Source organism: Collinsella sp. AF11-11 (genome assembly GCF_003465485.1).
Lineage (GTDB): Bacteria > Actinomycetota > Coriobacteriia > Coriobacteriales > Coriobacteriaceae > Collinsella.
This window is the reverse complement of the sequence record NZ_QSAS01000023.1, coordinates 1-19,077: the sequence shown is the minus strand read 5'-3', so window position 1 is coordinate 19,077 and position 19,077 is coordinate 1. Positions and strand designations below refer to the sequence as shown.

Here is a 19,077-nt window from a genome sequence, read left to right as displayed (position 1 = left end):
AACGGCCTATTTGCTCAATGTGTTCGGCTGAGATTGGAAATCAACCCCGCCAATCAAGACGAGGCTACTACGCACCTTTATTACACACGATGTTTTCAGCCTGGTATAAACAAGTTCAATAATAGAATGCAAATCCAACCATCGTGTCTGATTACGAAAGGATTTTTGCCTTTTCTGCAGCAAACTCTTCCTCGGTAAGTACTCCACTCTCACGCAGTGCTGCAAGCCTCTCAAGCCTTGCAACTACATCAACCACTATCCGCCAGCGTCTCAATAGTCTGTGAAACCTGCGGATACCGCTCGAGCTCCTTCGATAGGGCATCGACTATCTTGGCAATATTCTTTGCATTTTTGCCCCCGTTTAATACGTTTGCCCTGACCTTAGATGACGACTTGACAGTAACGCCAGATCCGCCTTCAACTGGAACAACCGAAATACTGATATTTTCGCCCCAAGACCAAAGGCTCATACCAATCTCGGCTGCAACTGTTCTTGTTGTGGGCGATGCACTATCAACTTTTACTTTAGGCAGCTTTTCCATAGCTGCCTTCAAGGCATTAAACGTGTCGTCAGGAGAATACGGTACCTGAAGCTGAAGCTGCTGATCCGCAAAACCCATAATCTGGCCTCCGCTTCTTACAAGATTAAGGCTATCGACAATGGTAGCACGTTCCCAGCAGTCTTAAGTTCGTCTCATGACCTTGCGATGCAGCCCGACGCCCCGGCACCACTCCCCTACTTACCAAAAATCGCAGCGAACAATCCCTTGCGTTTGGGCTTTTCTTCTCGGTAAGAACCCTCGGCGACCGCTGCCACCTGATGCTGCTGCTCGCCGCCTCCACGGCGCACGATCTGGTACAGAAACGGCGACTTAACGTATTTGACCTCGATGGGCGTGGCGTGCACGGTGCTCTCGCCGGACAGATGCAGGCTCGGGTTGAGCGATGCCACCACATGCGTCTCGCGCTTGTCGCTAAACACCACCGCGGCCGCGCGGCCCGTCTGGCCGTTCACGGCGATGCGCACCTGCTCACCGTCGCGGCTGTCCGTTGCCGGACGGTCGACAAAGTATACCGGCACCATCATCAGGCCGTCCTTATGCTTGCGGGCCTTGCGCGCCCAGGTGCGGATGCTCTTTTTATTGAGCCCCAGCACCGCCTCGGCGTCGTTGCCGGCAATGTCGAGCGCCAGCTTATCAATGACCACCTGGTCCTTGGTAGACGCATCGACGGAGACGACGCGGAAATCGCCTTCCTGCATGGCGGGATCGAACGAACCGACCTTGGCAAAGTCCCACGGCTCCAAAATGCCCATGAGGCGAACGTCCAGGTAGTTTGCCCGCGGATACGCCCAGTCGAGCACCTCGTAGTACACCAGGGTTTCCTTGCTCAGGCCCTTGCCCGGGAAGCTCGCCATCATGCGCAGATCCGCGAGCGCCATGGGGAAGTAGAAGAGCATCATGTCGTTTTGAATCGCGTCTTCCACGTCGTGCCCGGCAAAGGCGTCGGGGTACTGGCGCACCAGCTGCAGCGCGTTGGCACGTGCCTGCTGCGGTGAGATTTCGCAAGGAATACCCTGCTCGGGTACATACTCCGCGCCAACGCCCATGGTCAGGCGCTTGCTAAAGGTACCGGGCTTGAGCAGGTCGGCAACGCCGATCTTATTGCCGCAGGACGGGCACTCAAACACGCGCTGAGTGGACTCGCCTTCAAAGGACGCGCCGCAGAAGGGGCAGGGAATGCTCACGTGCGTGGCTTCTTGGAACTCCTGCGCCGTGCCGCGGTCCTCCCATAGCAGATGCTCCAGAACCGACTGATTGCGCCAGTGCGAATTAAAGAAATACCAGTCCGGGTCCTCCGGGCGCTCGAGCTGCGACACATGGGTGAGCTTAAGTAGCCCATCGACAACCGTCAGCGGCGCATGGCGAATGCCCAAAGCGCTCTTGGGCTCCCCCGCATCGGCCTGCCACGGAACGACCGTGCCGCAATAGGCGCACTCAAAGCTGCGTTTAGCCTGGTGTGAGTACATAGGGCCGCCGCAGTTTTGGCATTTAATGGCAAACATCTCGTCCATGGAAGCGTCCTCCTTTGCACAGGGGCTGTCGACATTAAGTATGTCGAGCAAACTGGCACATGCCCATACCCATGTGGCCCAAAATGGACCACCCAGGCAGACGGGAAGGCCTGCTCGTTAGCGCGGGCAGACCATTGCTGCATTTTCTGAGCACCGGCGCACGGTGCGCCCATGCGAGCTACACTATCCCCTTAAACATGATTGTGAGGACGACCGCTATGCTATTTGTAAATCGGCTGGTACATACGCTTGTTCCCGGCAGCGAGGGCGAGCCGGTCGATACCTCCTGCCGCACCAACGCGGGCTTCGCCGCAAGCCTCATCTGCATTGGCCTCAACATCACTCTGTGCCTGGCCAAGGGCATCGCGGGCCTGCTCGCCGGCTCTGTCTCGCTCATCGCCGACGCCTTCAACAACCTCTCCGACGCCTCGAGCAACATCGTGAGCCTGCTCGGGTTCCGCCTTGCCAGCCGCCCGGCAGACGAAGGCCACCCCTATGGCCACGGCCGCTACGAGTACCTCGCCGGTCTGTTCGTCGCCGTCCTGGTTTGCGCCGTCGGCATCAACCTGATCCTCGAGTCGGTCACCAAGATCATCAAGCCCTCCCCCACCGCCTACACGCTGGTCTCCCTAGCCGCTCTCGTCTTGTCCATGCTCGTCAAATTCTGGATGGCCGCATTCAACCGCGCGCTGGGCAACCGTATCGATTCCGAAACACTCATTGCCACGGCGCAGGACTCCAAAAACGACGTCATCACCTCGGGCTCGGTCTTAGCGGCGGCGCTTATTTCGCAAACGACCGGCTTTGACCTCGACGGCTGGGCGGGCTTGGGTGTGGGCATCTTCATCTGCATCAGCGGCATGGGCCTAGTGCGCGACGCCATCAGCCCGTTGCTGGGGCAAGCGCCCGATCCCAAGCTCGTCCAGGCAATCCGCGACAAGATCATGTCCTATCCGCAGGTCTTGGGCACACACGACCTGATGGTGCACGACTACGGCCCCGGTCGTCAGTTTGCCAGCGCCCACGTGGAGATGCCCGGCGAGGGCGACGCATTTGAGCACCACGAGATCCTAGACACCATCGAGCACGACATCAAGCGCCAGATGGGCATTGGCATCACGTTGCACTGCGACCCCATCGCCACCACCGGCGACGACCTACGCGGCTGGGTCAAGCGTGGCGTTACGCAGATCGATCCCGCGCTCTCCATCCACGACCTGCACGAGCACGACGGGTTCGTTTCGTTTGACCTTGTGCGTCCCGACGGCTTTGACATATCCGACGAGGAGCTGCTGGAGCTCGTCACGCGCATCGTGCACGAGCGCCGACCCAATGCCTCATGCGTCGTTACGTTTGACTCGGGCTTTAGCTCGCCCGACCGTCCGGCCGAGCAGCTGTAGCCCGCTTAACAGCTAGTTTCCCTGCGTGCCCGAGATGCCGTTTTGTAGGGCGTTCCAGGCATCCGTCGCCATGCCGCCCAAGTTCTGAGCGGTGTCGCCCAGGTTCTGGGCCGTGTCGCCCAGCTCTTGGGCCTTATCCCCAAGCTCCTGTGCCTTGTTGCTCAAGTCCTCCAACGTATTGGAACTCGAGCTGTCGGTACCGCTTTGGCCGTCGGGTGAGTTGCCCGAGCTATTCTTGTGCGTGAGTTGAATTTCGAGGTTGCCGCTGTCGTTATAGTAAGCAGAAGTAACGACCCAGTTGGCATCGATGACGGGCGTTGAGCCATCATCAGTCAGGACCACGGCATTCGAAAGATTGGCGCCGCGCGACTTGAGGAGCTTCTTGGCGTTGGACCAGTACTGCCCCGGGATATCGCTCAGATCGACGGTGCTAGACGAGGCGGACTCGGTTTGCTCGGCAGCGGTATCAGCCGTTGAACTCCCTCGCTTGTTGAGCATGCCCGACACAATGGCAAACACAACCGACAGCGCAAAGAAGATCGCCAGCACGATGAGGATCTTCTTGATCACGCTCGACGAACGCGACGGCTTCTTCTCCTCGTCCTCGCCATATTGCGGAATCGACTTGGGGTACTCGCGATACGGCTCGCGCGACTCGTAGCGAGGCTGCGCCGTGCGAGGCATATACGTCGTCTGCTGAGGCTGCGGAATGGGATTTTGCGGCAGGTCATCATAGGGATTCGGCGTCGAGGCGGCATAAGAATCCTGCGGCGCGTAATCAAACGGGTCCGGAGCTGCGTCGCCATAGGAGCCTTGCGAAGATACAGCATAAGAATCCCGCGCTGTGTCGCCATAGCCCATAACCCGGGTTGGCTCGGCAGAAGGCTGCGTCGCGGCGGGGTCGGTATAACCGGGGTTGGGAACAACGCGGGTCGCATCGGCGCTATCGCCAGCCTGCGCGGAACCGTAGCCGCCCATCACGGTTGTCTTGTCCTGATCCATGCAACGATTCCTTTCCGTCGCCCGTAAGCATCAAGTTATCCATGCATTCTACCCGCGCAAAAGCCCATGATGGGCAAAGCCCGTCGGTATCTACAAGACAAGCGCGGCTAGAAACAAAAGCCCCGCCGTGCTGTGGGGCACGGCGGGGCGGACAGGCGGCAATAACGTCGCTCTTGCCTAGAACAGACCGGTGATGTTGCCGTCGTTGTCGACGTCGATGTTCTCGGCCGCGGGCACCTTGGGCAGGCCCGGCATGGTCAGAACACTGCCGGTCAGCGCGACCACAAAGTGGGCGCCGGCAGAAACCTTGAGCTCGCGCACCGTGATGCGGAAGTTCTCGGGAGCGCCCAGGGCCTTGGCGTTGTCGCTAAAGCTGTACTGCGTCTTGGCGACGCACACCGGCAGGTTGCCAAAGCCGTTCTCGCGCAGCTCGGCGAGCTGGCGCTTGGCGGCCGGCGTAAAGTCAACGCCGTCGGCGCGGTAGACCTTGGTGGCAACGGCCTCGAGGGCATCAGCGACATCAGCGCCGTCCTCATAGGCAAACTTGAGCTCGCTCGGCTGCTCAATCAGACGCATGACCTCATCGGCAAGCTCGAGCGCGCCCTCGCCGCCCTTGGCCCAGACCTCGGAAAGCTTAACGTTGACGCCGAGCTTCTGGCACTCGGACTCGATGAGCGCAAGCTCGGCCTCGGTGTCCGCCGGGAAGCGGTTGATGGCGACTACGCAGGGCAGACCATAAACGTTCTGGATGTTGTCGACGTGACGCAGCAGGTTGGGCATGCCGGCCTTGAGTGCCTCGAGGTTCTCCTCGTTGAGGTCGGCCTTGGCGACGCCACCGTTGTACTTCAGCGCACGAGCGGTCGCGACGACCACGACGGCGCTGGGGCGAACGCCCGTCATACGGCACTTGATGTCGAGGAACTTCTCGGCACCCAGATCGGCACCGAAGCCGGCCTCGGTAATGGCAACATCGCCAAAGCGCATCGCCATACGCGTGGCCATGATAGAGTTGCAGCCGTGGGCGATGTTGGCGAAGGGACCGCCGTGGACAAACGCGGGCGTGCCCTCGAGCGTTTGCACCAGGTTGGGCTTGAGCGCGTCCTTAAGCAACGCGGCCATGGCACCCTGGGCCTTAAGGTCGCGGGCACGGACGGGCTCGCCGGCAAAGCTGTAGCCGACGACGATCTCGCCCAGGCGCTCCTTGAGGTCGCTGATACTCGTAGACAGGCACAGGATTGCCATGACCTCGGAGGCGACGGTGATATCGAAGCCGTCCTCGCGCGGCACGCCCTGGGCCTTACCGCCAATACCGTCGATGACGTGGCGCAGCTGACGGTCGTTCATATCGACGACGCGCTTCCAAGTGATGCGCTTAACGTCGATACCGAGCTGGTTGCCCTGCTGGATGTGGTTATCAAGCATGGCGGCCAGCAGGTTATTGGCGGCACCGATAGCGTGGAAGTCGCCGGTAAAGTGCAGGTTGATATCCTCCATGGGGATGACCTGAGCCCAGCCGCCGCCGGCAGCACCGCCCTTAACGCCAAAGACAGGGCCGAGCGAAGGCTCGCGCAGGGCCACGGCACTCTTGACGCCGCGACGACGCAGGCCATCGGCCAGACCGATGGTCGTGGTGGTCTTGCCCTCGCCCGCAGGCGTTGGGTTGATAGCGGTCACGAGGACGAGCTTGGCCTGGTGATCAGTCGGCTCGTTGAGCAGTGAATAGTCGACCTTAGCCTTGTCGAAGCCGTACGGAATAAGGTGCTTAACGTCGACGCCGGCGTTCTTGGCCACCTCGGTAATAGGCAGCGGCGTGACAGAACGTGCGATTTCGATGTCAGTAGGCATGGGCGGTCCTTTCGTTACCGGATGAGAAAAAGACCAATTCAGCATAGCACGGGCGCGCAATAGTAAAACGCCCATAACCGATGAACGGCGATATGTTTACCCGATGCCCGGCGATAGCCCAACAGCCCGCCAAAACAAAGCGCCCTAAACGGTAGGTTCAATCCCCAGGTGCTCAAAGGTGCGAAGGGTTGCCTGACGGCCCTGCGGCGTACGAATCATCAACCCGCACTGCAGCAAATAGGGCTCATAGACATCCTCGAGCGTGCCCGGGTCCTCGCCCACCGCGCTGGCAAGGGTCGTAAGTCCCACGGCACGACCGGAGAACGTCTTGGCAAGCGTCTCCAAGATACGAATATCCATCCAGTCCAGGCCGAGCTCGTCGATCTCGAAGAACTCGAGCGCCTGACGGCAAATATCGAGCTCGATGGGGCCGTTGCCACGCACCTGCGCATAGTCGCGCACGCGCTTGAGCAAACGGTTAGCCAAGCGCGGCGTGCCACGCGAGCGTGAGCCGATCTCGAGCGCGCTCGGATGGTCTATTGTCACACCCAGGATGGACGCCGAGCGCGTCACAATCTGCGCGAGTTCTTCGACCGTGTAGTAATCCAGGCGATATGAAATGCCAAAGCGGTCGCGCAGCGGGCCAGTCAGCATACCCGAGCGGGTCGTTGCCGCCACCAGCGTAAACTTGGGGATATCCAGGCGAATCGATCGTGCGGCCGGGCCTTTACCGATCACGATATCGAGGGCAAAGTCCTCCATCGCGGGGTACAGGACCTCCTCGACCGAACGGTTGAGGCGGTGGATCTCGTCAATAAACAGCACATCACCCGGCTGCAGGTTGGTAAGGATAGCCGCCAGGTCACCGGTGCGCGCGATGGCAGGGCCACTCGTGGTCTTGATCTGAGCGCCCAGCTCGTTGGCGATAACGGTGGCCAGCGTGGTCTTGCCCAGGCCCGGAGGACCCGAGAAAATCACGTGGTCGAGCGTCTCGCCACGGCTCTGCGCCGCTTCGATCAACACGCGCAGGCTCTGCTTGATGTGCTCCTGGCCACAGTAGTCGTCCAGGCGCTGGGGGCGCAAAGTGCGGTCGACATCGAGGTCCTCGGCCGTCAGCTCCGAGCCCACCATGCGCTCGCCGTGCGCCATGGATGCCGCCGGCGAGTTGCCGGGCGTCGCCCACAGGTCCTGAGAGTCATCGGCTTCCCACATCACGCATCCATTCCGAGTCGCTTAAGCGCCGCGCCGAGCAGATCCTCGACACGCATATTCTGCCCATCATACCCGCTCAGGGCAACATCGGTCTCCTGCGGGCTAAAGCCCATGGAAAGGAGCGCCGCACGGGCGTCATCGATGGCCGAGGGAGCGGCAGCGGGCACGGGCATCGCAACCTGGCCGGGAATCACGTCGACCGGCACAAAGCCCTTATCCTTGGCAAAGGTGCTCTTGAGCTCCAGGATCAGACGCTGAGCTGTCTTTTTGCCCACACCGGGCACCTTGGCCATGCCCTTGTCGTCCTCGACCATCACCAGCGAATACAATTGCCCCACGGTATAGGTGGAAAGCACGGCGAGCGCCAAGCGCGGGCCAACGCCCGAGACAGACACGAGCCGATCGAACATCGTGCGCTCATCCTTAGAGGAAAAACCGAAAAGTGTCATGGCGTCCTCGCGCACCTGCATACGCGTGTAGAGGCGGACCTCGCCGCCGGGCGTCGGCAACGTGGCCGCAGTGCTGCCCGAGATGCCGAGCTCAAAGCCAACGCCCGACACATCGACGACAGCAGAGCTCATCGTGGCCTCGACAAGCGTTCCGTGGAGCTGGGAGATCATCAGTATCCGGTTCCTCTCTGTTGATAGAACTCGCCGCCGGTAAGCGCCCGGGTGCGGCTGAGGTTAACGTGGCAGATGGCGCAGGCCAGGGCATCGGCGGCATGGTCGGGATGCGGGTCGTGATCGAGCTGCGTGAGCGTGCGCACCATGTAGGCGACCTGCCGCTTATCTGCGGCACCGGTACCCACCACAGCCTGCTTGATCTGCATAGGCGTGTACTCGCCGATCTCGAGCGCGCACTCCGAAAGCGCCACGAGCGCGGCACCGCGGGCATGTGCCGTGGGGATTGCCGAGCGGACATTAGCGCCAAAGTAGATGCTCTCGATGGCAGCGGTATCGGGTCGATAACGCTCCACGACACCCTTGAGGTCGCGGGCGATATGCGACAGGCGCACCGCGAGCGGACTACCCGCGCTGGTCTCGATACAACCGTAGGCACGGCAGCGAACCTCGCCACGCCGCTCCTCGATAATCCCCCAACCCGTATGGGCCAAACCGGGGTCGATACCCAAAATGACCAAGCCAACCTCCCCTCGCCACAAGTACGGCGCAAGACAAGGCCTCGCGCACTATTCACGAACGTCTGTTCTAGAATAACACAACAGCGACCGTATCTAACAAGCAAGGTTGAACCATAGGTTGAGCATAAGTCAGCGAGCGAGTCCCTGCCGTGGCAAGGTGTCGCGAAAGAGGAGCGCCGCGTACTTCTGTACGCAAGCGACGGTTTGAGCGGCAGATTGCCCGACAGGGGCTCGCGCAGCGTCGACTCGTTACGCGGTTTGGCAAAACCGCGTAACCTTGGCCCCGTCCCCAGTTTAGTTCTGCGAGAAGAATGGGAACTGTCGGGGATCCACCGGCGGATGCGGCATCGGACCACCCTGGGGACCACCTTGCGAGCCGCCCTGACCGCCCATCATCTTATCGATGGCGTCCTGAACCTCGCCCTCGAACTTCTTCATTCCCTCGTGCAAACGACGCTGACCGTCCTCGGAGCGCAGCTCCTCCATCTGCTCGGGCGAAATACCCAGTAGCTCGCCCAGCACGCCCATCATCTCGTTTCGCATGCGCTCACTCGTATCCTCGTCAGCAAAACGGCGCACCTCGGCGCGCGCCAGCGAATCGACCGACATACGCTCCTTGCCATTAAGCCCCAGGTCGGACCAGGCGAGCATGTACGGCCAAGAGCGCTCGGCAAACGAGCGGGACGAGACGATCGGTGCCGTCGGCAATATGCGGCGGGCAGCCTCACCCTGTCGAACGAGCATCAGCAGCAGCGAGCAGGCCTCAGGCTTGCCAGCGGCCATCGGGATGTCGTCGAAAGATCGATTGCGGTCCACGTGCGCCTCGAGCGCACCATCGACCTCACCCGGTTCGAGCCCACCGAGCAGCTGCGCCGCGCGGTCGAGCATGTCGACCGGACCGTCGAGCGTCGAGAGCGCTTGCGCCAGCACGCGTTCCATGCAATCCTCCACCGCGTTGAGCGTCACGAGCTCTTGGGGCACCACGGCAGACGTGCGGTTGCGCACACGTGCCACAAACTCAAGCGTCGACAGATACACATCGCCAAAGGGCGCAAAGTCGCCCTGGTAGCCGCCGGAAAGGGCGGGCGCCGCCAGCGCGTACTCGGTTTTGGACAGCGGGCTCAGCGCCATCGCACCCAGCTCGAGCGCCGTGTCCTCCAGCATGAGGCCCAACGTGCGCGAGCGCAGACGCTCGGCATCGCCCGCCGACACGTCGCGATCGAGCACACGCGCCGCATCCGGTGCATCGCGCTCGACGGTGCGAATGTGCAGACGCTCGGCGATGGCGCGGACGGCGGCACAGCGGGCGGCCTCCACCTCCTCCTGCGCCGGCGTAAAAATACGGTTGCGCCCCAGCACCAGGCCAATCACATTACGCGGGCCCAGAGCGTCGACGGCCAGCGCCGCCAGCAGGGACGACGGCAAGTCACCCTCGAGTGCCACCACAGCACGCGACGCACCGTGGGCTCGGGCGTTGTCGCGCACAGCGAGCACCAGCGCCTGCCACAGCCACTCCTCGGAACGAAACTCGGGCAGTTCGTGATCTTCCAGGGCATCGAGCATCACGCCGCGCTGAATCTCCTGAACCAGCAGGCTCTCCTCAAAACACGGCGCCTGGGCCACCACGCGGCCGCAGTCGTCGAGCACAAACGAACCGCCGGTATACACCGACTCGTCATAGGCACCGACCGGCGCCATGCAGGCAAACCACACGCTGCGCTTGGATGCGATCTTGCGGTAGGCGCCGCTGCGTACGGCGGCAATGGCAGCAGTCTCGCGGTCGGTCATGTCAAACGCGTTGAATTGGAAATACGCAATGAGGTCGACGCCAGTCGGCAGCATCTCGAGTTCGCGGTCCAGGTCAAACACCACGGCGATGCGCACGCCGTCCACGTCAAACACCGGCGGCGCCCAGCGCGTATCATTGTTCTCGCCGCGCTGCAGGGCAATGCTCGAACGCGCCGGCACCACATGACCGTCCTTGAGCATCATGTAGTCGAGCAGCGGCTGACCCTCAAACGAAACCGCCGCGGGCACGATGCAGATCATGTCAAGCTCCTGGATGCGCTCGGCGACACCAGTCAAGCCGGCAAGCATGTCGTGCTCAAAGTCGGCAGCGCCCACCAGGCCCCCGGGCATGGCGCCCATAAAGAGCGGAGCCGGAACGCACAGCACGCGCGCCCCGCGCCCGTGGGCCAGACGAGCCTGGTCCTCGATGCGGCCGCAAATGCCCTCAATATCACCCAGGCGCATATCGATCTGTGCAAGCGCGAACTTCATGGCTCAGCCCTTTCCGTCGTAAACCATCGTTGTCGCAGTAAAAGCGCCGGCCGCATAATGCAGTCGGCGCTCGCATGTGCATATGCTAGCTATGATACCCCGAGCGGGGGCGCGCTCCTAGAACGTCGCGGACCACAGCCCGTGCAGGTTGCAGTAGGCATAGACGGTACCGGTCTTGGAACCGCCGGCAAAAAACGTCGCGGGCTTCATGCCGGGCTCAAGGTAATGGATCTCCAGACGGCCCTCAGCCTCAAGGGCGATCCACTCAATATAGTGCTCGGGCAGGCTGGGATGTTCGACCGAGCCCACGCGTGCGCGGATCACGTGACCGTCGCGCTCGGTCTCGACAACAGGCACGTGCTTCTCGTGCGCCGCGTCCTCGGTGTTCGCGGTCAGCTCCGTGCAGCCGGCAGGGGTTGCAACGTCGTTGCCAAGGGCGGCGATGAGCTTACCGTCGGGGTCCTTAAAGAATTTCGCCATGATGTTCTCCTTTTCTGATGTGCCAATGTTCTTGATGGTTCTTATGCCCAAAGGCAGACAAACCATCCACGGCATTGCAAATGAACACATAACGGATCAGGCAAGCGGTCGGGCCAAAATGCGTCGACCGTCCTGCCCACTCCAGCAGTCCCACCCCGCGCGCGGCTAGCGACCGTCACCGCCGAGCAGTGCCAGAACATCCTCGCGCGTGAACAGCGCCGACGAGATGCCGTCGCCGCCAAGCACGCTGTTGACCAGGTCGCGCTTGGACTCCTGCATCTGCATAATGCGTTCCTCGATCGTGTCCTTGGCGATGAGCTTGTACACGGTCACGGTATGTTGCTGGCCAATACGATGCGCGCGGTCGGTCGCTTGGTCCTGCGCCGCCACGTTCCACCACGGGTCGTAGTGAATGACCACGTCGGCCGCCGTCAGGTTGAGGCCCACGCCGCCCGCCTTGAGCGAAATCAAAAAGACCGGAACCTCGCCCGCTTGGAACTGCGCGACCATCTTGGCGCGGCTCTCCTTAGACGAAGCGCCCGTGAGCTTAAGGAAGGCGATGTCCTCCTTGGCCAAGCGCTTGCCGATGATATCGAGCATGCCCGTAAACTGGCTGAACAACAGGATGCGATGCCCGCCGTCGAGTGCGCCGTGCACGAGCTCCATGCACGTATCGAGCTTGGCGCTCCCCGCCTTGTAATCCTCGTAGTGTAGACGCGGGTCGCAGCAGATCTGGCGCAGCTTGGTGAGCTCGGCGAGCACTTTGAGCTTGTCTTTTTTAAACTCGGATGCCTCGCGGCGCTGCACCTGCTGGGCGATGCGGTCCTGGTTGGCCAGGTAGAGCTTGCGCTGCTCGCCGGTGAGCTGTGCCATGACGGTGTCCTCGATCTTTTCGGGTAGATCGGCCACCACGTCTTCCTTTACGCGGCGTAGCACAAACGGCGACACGAGCGCCTGCAGGCGAGCGGCACTGTCACCCTCGGCGTGCTCGACCGGGCTCTCAAAGCGCTTGGCAAACGACTCGCGCGTCCCCAAAAGGCCCGGCATCAAAAAGTCGAAGATGCTCCAGAGCTCGGACAGGCGGTTTTCGATGGGCGTGCCCGTCAGGGCAAAGCGCACGCCGGCAGGCAGGCGCTTGGCAGCGCGCGCCACCTGCGTGAGCGGATTTTTAATGTACTGTGCCTCATCGAGCACCACGCGGGCAAAATCCTGCTCGACGTACTCGTCGATATCGCGCCGCATAAGGTCATACGACGTTACGACCACGTTATGCTCGGCCACGCCGGCAATCTGTACACGACGTTGAGCCTTGGCGCCCACAATGGCGCACACATCGAGCGACGGGGCAAAGCGCTCCAGCTCGGCAGTCCAGTTGTACACGAGTGAGGCCGGGCATACCACGAGCGTGGGCTTGGTGTCCCCCGCCTCCACGCGCGCCAGGATATGCGCGATCATCTGGAGCGTTTTGCCCAGGCCCATGTCGTCGGCCAAGATGCCGCCAAGGCCCAGGTGTTCGAGCGAGCCGAGCCACTGGTATCCGTCGACCTGGTAGCCGCGCATCGTTGCCTTGAGCGATGCCGGCACCGTAAAGTCCATCTTGCCGAGCGTGTCCAGGCGCTCGACGGTGCGGCGGAACGCAGCGTCGCGATCGGCCTCGAGCGCCGGCGTGCGTGCGAGCATGCTATCGACAAAAAGGGTACTCGACGCGGGAAGCGACACGCCGTCGAGCAGGTCGACGGCATCGACGCCTAGGTCCTCGGCAAGACCAAACGCGGCACGCGCTCCCTCATCCAGGCGCACGATGTCGCCGGACGTCAGGCGCGCGAACGTCTGGTGGCGCTTGTACGAGTCCAGATAGATGGCAAGATCTGCCGCCGAAAGGCCGCTCGCGCCCAGTTCGACATCGAGCAGGTTACTCTTGACGGTCGCGCGCACCGAGAGCTTGGGCGCAGGGCGGACCGAAATCTGGCGCAGACGGTCGCTGAGCATGACCTCGCCCAGCTCGGACAGGGCAGACAGGCCCTCGGTCAGCAAGTGGAACAGGCTCTCGTCATCGCGCTCCTCAAACGCCAGGCCGCCCTCGTAGAAATCGAAGTACATGGCAGCCGTGTCCATAACGCGAAACTCCGCCAGCGTATCGCGGGGCGGAACGCCGGGGCGTTGCTCTTCGAAAGGACTGCCCGGAGCACCAAGACTAAAGAGATCAGCCGACCAATCGCCGTAGGTAACCGTAATTTTGCAGGTCACAAGACCATCGTCGACGCCGATTGCCATGGCAAAGCTCGCCTCGGGTGCCACAGTATCGAGCGCGGCGGGCGCGGTGAGGTCGGTATAGTCGCGCAAAATGGGCAGCGCCATACGGCAGAACTCACCCACCTGCTCGGCGGCAATATGGGCGGGCGTGCGGCACGGCAGCAAGCGCGACAAAAAAGGTGCGGCATGCTGAGCAAATGCAGCGTCGGTACGGCGCGCGCGGCGCGTGTCAACCAAGTAGGCGGCATCGCCCGACGCAAAGCAGTACATATCGGCGGGCAGGCGCAGGTCATAGCTACCACCAGCCGCCGGCGCGATTTTGGCGGCAAGCAGCGGTGGGCGCTTAGCGGATGCCTCGTCCTCCCCTTGCGGAGACAGCTCAACCGCCACGTCGTAGGTGCGATGCGTCGTCATCCCCCGCGACCAGGCGGGCTCAAAGGAGATGGTCTGGCCGCGCAGCAGGTCCAGCACATATACGATGCTATGCTCGGACAGCGGCAACTGACGCTCGGCAACAAAACCGCTGCGGGCAAAGTCGTACGACGCCGAACGCGAGCTTGTGATGTCATCGAGATAGGCAACTGTCGTCACAACAAGGTTGAGCAGCTTTGCCGATGTTTCGTCAAAGGCCTCAGGTGAATGGACAAACGTGAGCTTCTTGCCATAGGAGAACGTGCCGCCGCGCACGTAGGCATCGGCCATGCCGTCGATGTCCTTGACCACGTAGGAGACCGATCCACAGCGAATGCGGAACTCGAGCGCCCAGCTAAAGCGGTCAGCGAACAGCGGATTGTAGTACGGCACCAACGAGGGCTCCAATGCCGCTTTGGGGGCGTCGGGATCAACGGCACCGGCAAGCTTGCGGCGCATGCTCGCCAGCTCATCCATGCGCGCGTCCGAAAGATCGGAGAGCGCCGCCACAAGGCTCGGGCTCGTGGGGACGGGCGCCGGAAAGGGAAAGTTGGGGTTGACGGCCGGCGCTTTGGGTGCGGTGCGCGCGGGCTGTTTCGACTGCGCCGTAAACGTGCGAACCGGCGTGCGCAAACCTTCGACGGGCTCGGCGCCGCTGGCATCCAAATACGCCAGAGCCGTGGCAATAGCGTGCTTGCACATACCGGGGTAACGATAGGCGGCGGGGCAATCGCAGTCGTAGTCGATCACCTCGTGCTCGTCCATGTCGAGCGCCACGTGCGTCTTGTACAGGTCGCCACGCGAACCGCGCACCGAGCCCTCGACCGTCACGTTTTTGGAGAAGCGCGAGCCGCTGTCCTCGATCGACAGCACGGCGCCGTTGAGCATGAGCGAACGCCCCTTCATAAAGGTGCCGCTCAACGCCGCCTCTTTGCGAAGCGCCTGCACAAACGTCCCCTGCGCCATCACTTCCTCCAATCTCACCCGGGGTAGCTTAGATCACCGTCACGCGGCCCTGGTTACCCACAATGGCCTTGGCCTCGGCCAGCAGCGGAATCGAACGCGCGTTGACCTTGGCAGGTACCTCGGCACGCAGCACGCGCCCGTCCACCTGCTCGATAAAGATCTCCACGCGGTCGCCGCCCGGGTTAGCGGTGAGCACCGTGGCCAGGCGCGCCATATTGCCCTGGCTAAAGCGGCTGTTGGGCACCATGACCTCAAACACCTTGGGCTTGTTGTTCTCCTCGTTGAGCTCGAGCGGCACGATCTCCTGCGCGATGATCTGGTCGCCGCGGTCCGAGCGCTCGAGCTTGCCCTTAATGCGCACAAAGGCATCGGACAGCTGCGCGCCGGTCTCGGGATCGACCTCGCCGTACAGGTACCCCTCGGCCTCTTTATAGGTCTTGGGGAACACGACGACGGTGGCCTCGCCTTCCATGTCCTCGAGCTGCACGATGCCCATGGGGTCACCGTTTTTGGTCACGCGCTTGGACACGCTCGAGACCATGCCGGCCCACCACAGCGCCTTGCCCTCGGGAATCTCCTGGTTGATGGTGCCGCCCGTAGGATTCTGAACTTCGTAGCCGGTATCGATCTGCGAGAACGAGAAGTCGCGCGCCTTGGCTAGTGCATACTCAAACGGGCGCAGCGGGTGGTCCGAGACATAGATGCCCAGAACCTCCTTCTCCTGGCTCAGCTTAAGGTGGCGGTCCCACTCCTGGCCGTCCGGATCGGGCACGCTCACCTCAAAGCCCGAGCCCTCAACGTCGCCAAACATGTCGAAGAACGAGGTCTGGCCGCTCGCGCGGTCCTTCTGGCGCTTTATCGCGGCGTCGATGATGTTCTCGGGGTTGTTCTTGTCCACAAAGTGCATCATCTGACGACGCGGATACCCCGTGGAGTCGAAGGCGCCTGCCTTGATCAGCGATTCGATTACGCGACGGTTGGCCTGGCTCGAGTCCACGCGCTCGACAAAGTCGTGCAGTGTCTTAAACGGACCGCCCGCCTCGCGCTCGGCGATAATCGCCTGCGCCACGCCGGTGCCCACGCCGCGGATGCCGGCCAGACCAAAGCGCACGCCCTCCTTGGTAGCCGTGAACTCGGTGCCGGACTCGTTGACATCTGGCGACAGCACGGGGATGCCGTCGTGACGGCACGCCGAGACGTAGTGCACGATCTTGTCGGTCTTGCCCGTATAGGACGTCAGAACGGCCGCCATGTACTCGTGCGGATAGTGCGCCTTGAGCCACGCCGTCTGCATAACCAGGATGGCGTAGCCGGCGGAGTGCGACTTGTTGAAGGCGTAGGATGCGAACTCGAGAACATCGTCCCAAATCTTCTGGGCGACCTCGCGCGTGTAGTTGTTCTTGATAGCGCCGTTCATCCAGTGGTCGTAGGTGGTCTCGTCCGAGCCATCCTCCCAGTGCAGCACCGTCGACGTGAGCAGCTTGATCTTTTTCTTAGCCACGGGCTTACGGATACGCGAGTCCGATTCGCCCTTGGAGAAGCCGCACATCTCGACGGAGATGAGCATAACCTGTTCCTGGTAGACCATGGTGCCGTAGGTTTCGCCCAGGATGTCGTCCAGGCGGTCGTCGTAGGAGACGGCCGGCTCCTTGCCGTTCATACGGTTGATGTAGGACGAAACCATGCCGGCGCCCAGCGGGCCCGGGCGGTACAGGGCGATCAATGCCACGACGTGCTTGTACTCGGTGGGCTTCATGTTCTTGATCGTGGCCGTCATGCCGGCGGACTCGACCTGGAAGACGCCGGCGGTATGGCCGGAGCCCATGAGCTTAAAGATCTCGGGGTCGTCAAAGGGGATCTCTTCCTCTTTGATGTCGATGCCGAAGTTCTTTTTGATGTTTGCCTTGGCCTTGGAGATAACCGTCAGCGTGCGCAGGCCCAAGAAGTCCATCTTGAGCAGGCCCATGTCGGCAACGGTATGACCTTCGTACTGGGTAATCTCGACGCCGCCCTTGGTGTCGAGCTTGGTGGGCACGTGCTCGTTGACGGGGTCGCGGCAGATCAGAACGGCGCACGCGTGCACACCCTCGCCACGGGTAAGGCCCTCAATCGAGAGCGCCGTGTCGATGATGCGGCGGGCGTCGTCGTCCTTTTTATAGGCCTCGGCAAAATCGGGGTTAAACAGATCCTCTTTGCCGGGTTGCTTTTCGAGCACCTGCTTGAGCTTGACCTTGGGGTCGCTCGAGACCATCTTGGACAGACGCTGGCCCATGTAGACCGGGTAGTCCAGGACGCGCGCAGCGTCGTTGATGGCCTGCTTGGCCTTAATGGTCGAGTAGGTGATGACGTGGGTGACCTTCTCGGGGCCGTAGAGCTGGCGAACGTGCTCCACGACCTCGAGGCGCCGCTCATCGTCGAAGTCCATATCGATATCGGGCATCTCGGTACGCTGCGGGGACAGGAACCTCTCGAACATCAGACCGTTCTCGAGCGGGTCGAACGCGGTGATGTTCATGGCGTAGGCGACGATAGCGCCGGCGGCCGAGCCACGGCCGGGGCCGACGCCGATGCCGTTGTCCTTGGCCCATTGCACGTACTCGGCAACGATCAAGAAGTAGGCGGCAAAGCCCTTGTCGCAGATGACTTTGTATTCGTACTCAAAGCGCTCTTTGATGTTGACGCCACCAATCTCGCGCGTGGCCCAGTCGTCGCCGTAGTGCTGGCGCAGGCCCTTCTCGCACTCGCGGCGGAACTGGCTCTCGTGCGTCTCGCCGGGATCGAGCAGCGGGAAGCGCGGCAGGATGATGGAGTCCCAGTCCAGCTCAACGTAGCACTTGTCGGCGATCTCGAGCGTGTTGTCGCAGGCCTCGGGGCAATACGGGAACATCGCCCGCATCTCCTCCTCGGTCTTCATGTAAAACTCCGAGCCAGTCATGCGCATGCGGTTAGGGTCGTCGACCTTGGCGTTCATACCGATGCACATGATGACGTCCTGCACGGGCGCGTCCTCGCGGCGCAGGTAGTGGAAGTCGTTGGTGGCGATGACCTTGACGCCCACCTGCTCGGCGATATCGATGAGCGTACGGTCCATCTGCTCGTCGGTCAGACCATTGTCGGTAGTGATGCCGTGTTCCTGGATCTCGATGTAAAAGTCGCCGGGTTCGAAGGTATCGCGGAAGGTCTCGGCCCACTTGATGGCGCCCTCCATGTCACCGCGGTCGATGTATTTGGGGATGATGCCCGCGATGCAGGCGCTCGTGCAGATCATGCCCTTGGCGTGGCGGCGCAGGTTGTCGAGCGTCACGCGCGGCTTATAGTAAAAGCCCTGCACGGCGGCCTCGGAGACCGTCTGCATCAGGTTGACGTATCCCTCCTGGTCCTTGGCCAGAAGGATCATGTGGTAGAGCTCGGGCTTATGGTCGCGGGCAAGCGTCTCGTCCGGCGTAAAGTAGACCTCGCAGCCAAAGATGGGCTTGATGACCAGAGGCGGCTTGAGCTCGTCGATGTTGCCCTTCTCGTCCCACATGGCCATGTCCTTCACATACTGGGCATGCTCGCGCGGGCTGGACTCGGGATCGGGCTCCACCAGCTCGTCGCGGCGGTCCTTTTCCAAGAAGGCCTTGTCGTGGCTCCAGGTTTTGTACTCGGGCGTGTTGTGGTTGACGGCGTCGCAGGCCAGCGCCAGGTCGGGTACGCCATACATGTAGCCGTGGTCGGTAATGGCCACGGCGGGCATGCCCAGCTCAACGGCACGATTGACCATATCCTGGATACGGGTTGCGCCGTCGAGCATGGAGAAAACAGTGTGATTGTGCAGATGGACGAATGCCATGTGATGAGCTCCGATGCGGGTTCGTGTTCTGACTGAACGATTTTCCCCCACGGCGCGGACAGCGCCCGAACCTAGCCAAACCCACACGGGCAGTCTTTTTGGGACGTGTCTTTTTTAGCTGCTTTGACCTGATTGCTTCATTCGTCGCAAAGGGGCCGGACCGCGACCCCATGTCGCGGTC

13 protein-coding genes are annotated in these 19,077 nt (G+C 61.8%); 1 reads left to right on the top strand and 12 read right to left on the bottom strand.

From position 1 onward, the window contains the following. Positions 1-151: 151 nt before the first annotated feature. The 3 genes from DWV58_RS10175 to DWV58_RS09410 all read right to left on the bottom strand — a co-directional run bounded on the left by DWV58_RS10175 (position 152) and on the right by DWV58_RS09410 (position 2,074). On the bottom strand, positions 152-322 hold the full coding sequence (locus DWV58_RS10175) for an SHOCT domain-containing protein (protein WP_117764911.1): 171 nt from the start codon (positions 320-322) through the stop codon (positions 152-154). Then, positions 249-620, bottom strand: a complete 372-nt coding sequence (locus DWV58_RS09415) for a DUF1499 domain-containing protein (protein WP_055250926.1) — start codon at positions 618-620, stop codon at positions 249-251. Before DWV58_RS09415 ends, DWV58_RS10175 begins: the two co-directional genes overlap by 74 nt. A gap of 116 nt (positions 621-736) precedes the next feature. Then, a complete protein-coding gene (locus DWV58_RS09410; RefSeq protein WP_117776917.1) occupies positions 737-2,074 on the bottom strand; it encodes a hypothetical protein in 1,338 nt (445 codons plus the stop codon). A 218-nt stretch (positions 2,075-2,292) separates the two neighbouring features. Here DWV58_RS09410 and DWV58_RS09405 point away from each other — a divergent pair, with 218 nt between their 5' ends. Continuing rightward, positions 2,293-3,474 carry a cation diffusion facilitator family transporter gene (locus tag DWV58_RS09405; protein ID WP_117776916.1) on the top strand — a complete coding sequence of 394 codons (1,182 nt, stop codon included), beginning with the start codon at positions 2,293-2,295 and terminating at the stop codon, positions 3,472-3,474. 12 nt (positions 3,475-3,486) lie between these two features. Here the strand turns inward: DWV58_RS09405 and DWV58_RS09400 are convergent, their stop codons facing one another. The 9 genes from DWV58_RS09400 to dnaE form a co-directional block, all read right to left on the bottom strand. Then, a complete protein-coding gene (locus tag DWV58_RS09400) occupies positions 3,487-4,476 on the bottom strand; it encodes a hypothetical protein (RefSeq protein WP_117776915.1) in 990 nt (329 codons plus the stop codon). A 177-nt stretch (positions 4,477-4,653) separates the two neighbouring features. Further along, a complete protein-coding gene (locus DWV58_RS09395; RefSeq protein WP_117776914.1) occupies positions 4,654-6,321 on the bottom strand; it encodes a formate--tetrahydrofolate ligase in 1,668 nt (555 codons plus the stop codon). 144 nt (positions 6,322-6,465) lie between these two features. Next, entirely contained in the window at positions 6,466-7,533 is a 1,068-nt protein-coding gene (ruvB, locus tag DWV58_RS09390; RefSeq protein ID WP_117776913.1) for a Holliday junction branch migration DNA helicase RuvB, read from the bottom strand. Beyond that, positions 7,533-8,153 (bottom strand): Holliday junction branch migration protein RuvA, encoded by a 621-nt coding sequence (gene ruvA, locus DWV58_RS09385; RefSeq protein WP_117776912.1) that lies wholly within the window; start codon positions 8,151-8,153, stop codon positions 7,533-7,535. Before ruvA ends, ruvB begins: the two co-directional genes overlap by 1 nt. After that, positions 8,153-8,674, bottom strand: a complete 522-nt coding sequence (ruvC, locus tag DWV58_RS09380) for a crossover junction endodeoxyribonuclease RuvC (RefSeq protein WP_035137351.1) — start codon at positions 8,672-8,674, stop codon at positions 8,153-8,155. Before ruvC ends, ruvA begins: the two co-directional genes overlap by 1 nt. Positions 8,675-8,968: 294 nt before the next feature. Further along, on the bottom strand, positions 8,969-10,954 hold the full coding sequence (locus tag DWV58_RS09375) for a hypothetical protein (protein ID WP_117629581.1): 1,986 nt from the start codon (positions 10,952-10,954) through the stop codon (positions 8,969-8,971). A 117-nt stretch (positions 10,955-11,071) separates the two neighbouring features. Continuing rightward, positions 11,072-11,434, bottom strand: coding sequence for a desulfoferrodoxin family protein (locus DWV58_RS09370; RefSeq protein WP_117629580.1), 363 nt, complete (start codon positions 11,432-11,434; stop codon positions 11,072-11,074). A 165-nt stretch (positions 11,435-11,599) separates the two neighbouring features. Continuing rightward, entirely contained in the window at positions 11,600-15,064 is a 3,465-nt protein-coding gene (locus DWV58_RS09365; RefSeq protein WP_117776911.1) for an SNF2-related protein, read from the bottom strand. A gap of 28 nt (positions 15,065-15,092) precedes the next feature. After that, entirely contained in the window at positions 15,093-18,896 is a 3,804-nt protein-coding gene (dnaE, locus tag DWV58_RS09360) for a DNA polymerase III subunit alpha (protein ID WP_117776910.1), read from the bottom strand. Positions 18,897-19,077 lie beyond the last annotated feature (181 nt).

Coding starts and splice junctions, on each gene's coding strand:
- DWV58_RS09400 (WP_117776915.1), bottom strand. CDS start 4,476: ATGGATCAGGACAAGACAACCGTGATGGGCGGCTACGGTTCCGCGCAG.
- DWV58_RS09370 (WP_117629580.1), bottom strand. CDS start 11,434: ATGGCGAAATTCTTTAAGGACCCCGACGGTAAGCTCATCGCCGCCCTT.
- dnaE (WP_117776910.1), bottom strand. CDS start 18,896: ATGGCATTCGTCCATCTGCACAATCACACTGTTTTCTCCATGCTCGAC.
- DWV58_RS10175 (WP_117764911.1), bottom strand. CDS start 322: ATGCCCTATCGAAGGAGCTCGAGCGGTATCCGCAGGTTTCACAGACTA.
- DWV58_RS09365 (WP_117776911.1), bottom strand. CDS start 15,064: ATGGCGCAGGGGACGTTTGTGCAGGCGCTTCGCAAAGAGGCGGCGTTG.
- DWV58_RS09415 (WP_055250926.1), bottom strand. CDS start 620: ATGGGTTTTGCGGATCAGCAGCTTCAGCTTCAGGTACCGTATTCTCCT.
- ruvA (WP_117776912.1), bottom strand. CDS start 8,153: ATGATCTCCCAGCTCCACGGAACGCTTGTCGAGGCCACGATGAGCTCT.
- DWV58_RS09395 (WP_117776914.1), bottom strand. CDS start 6,321: ATGCCTACTGACATCGAAATCGCACGTTCTGTCACGCCGCTGCCTATT.
- ruvB (WP_117776913.1), bottom strand. CDS start 7,533: ATGTGGGAAGCCGATGACTCTCAGGACCTGTGGGCGACGCCCGGCAAC.
- DWV58_RS09375 (WP_117629581.1), bottom strand. CDS start 10,954: ATGAAGTTCGCGCTTGCACAGATCGATATGCGCCTGGGTGATATTGAG.
- DWV58_RS09405 (WP_117776916.1), top strand. CDS start 2,293: ATGCTATTTGTAAATCGGCTGGTACATACGCTTGTTCCCGGCAGCGAG.
- DWV58_RS09410 (WP_117776917.1), bottom strand. CDS start 2,074: ATGGACGAGATGTTTGCCATTAAATGCCAAAACTGCGGCGGCCCTATG.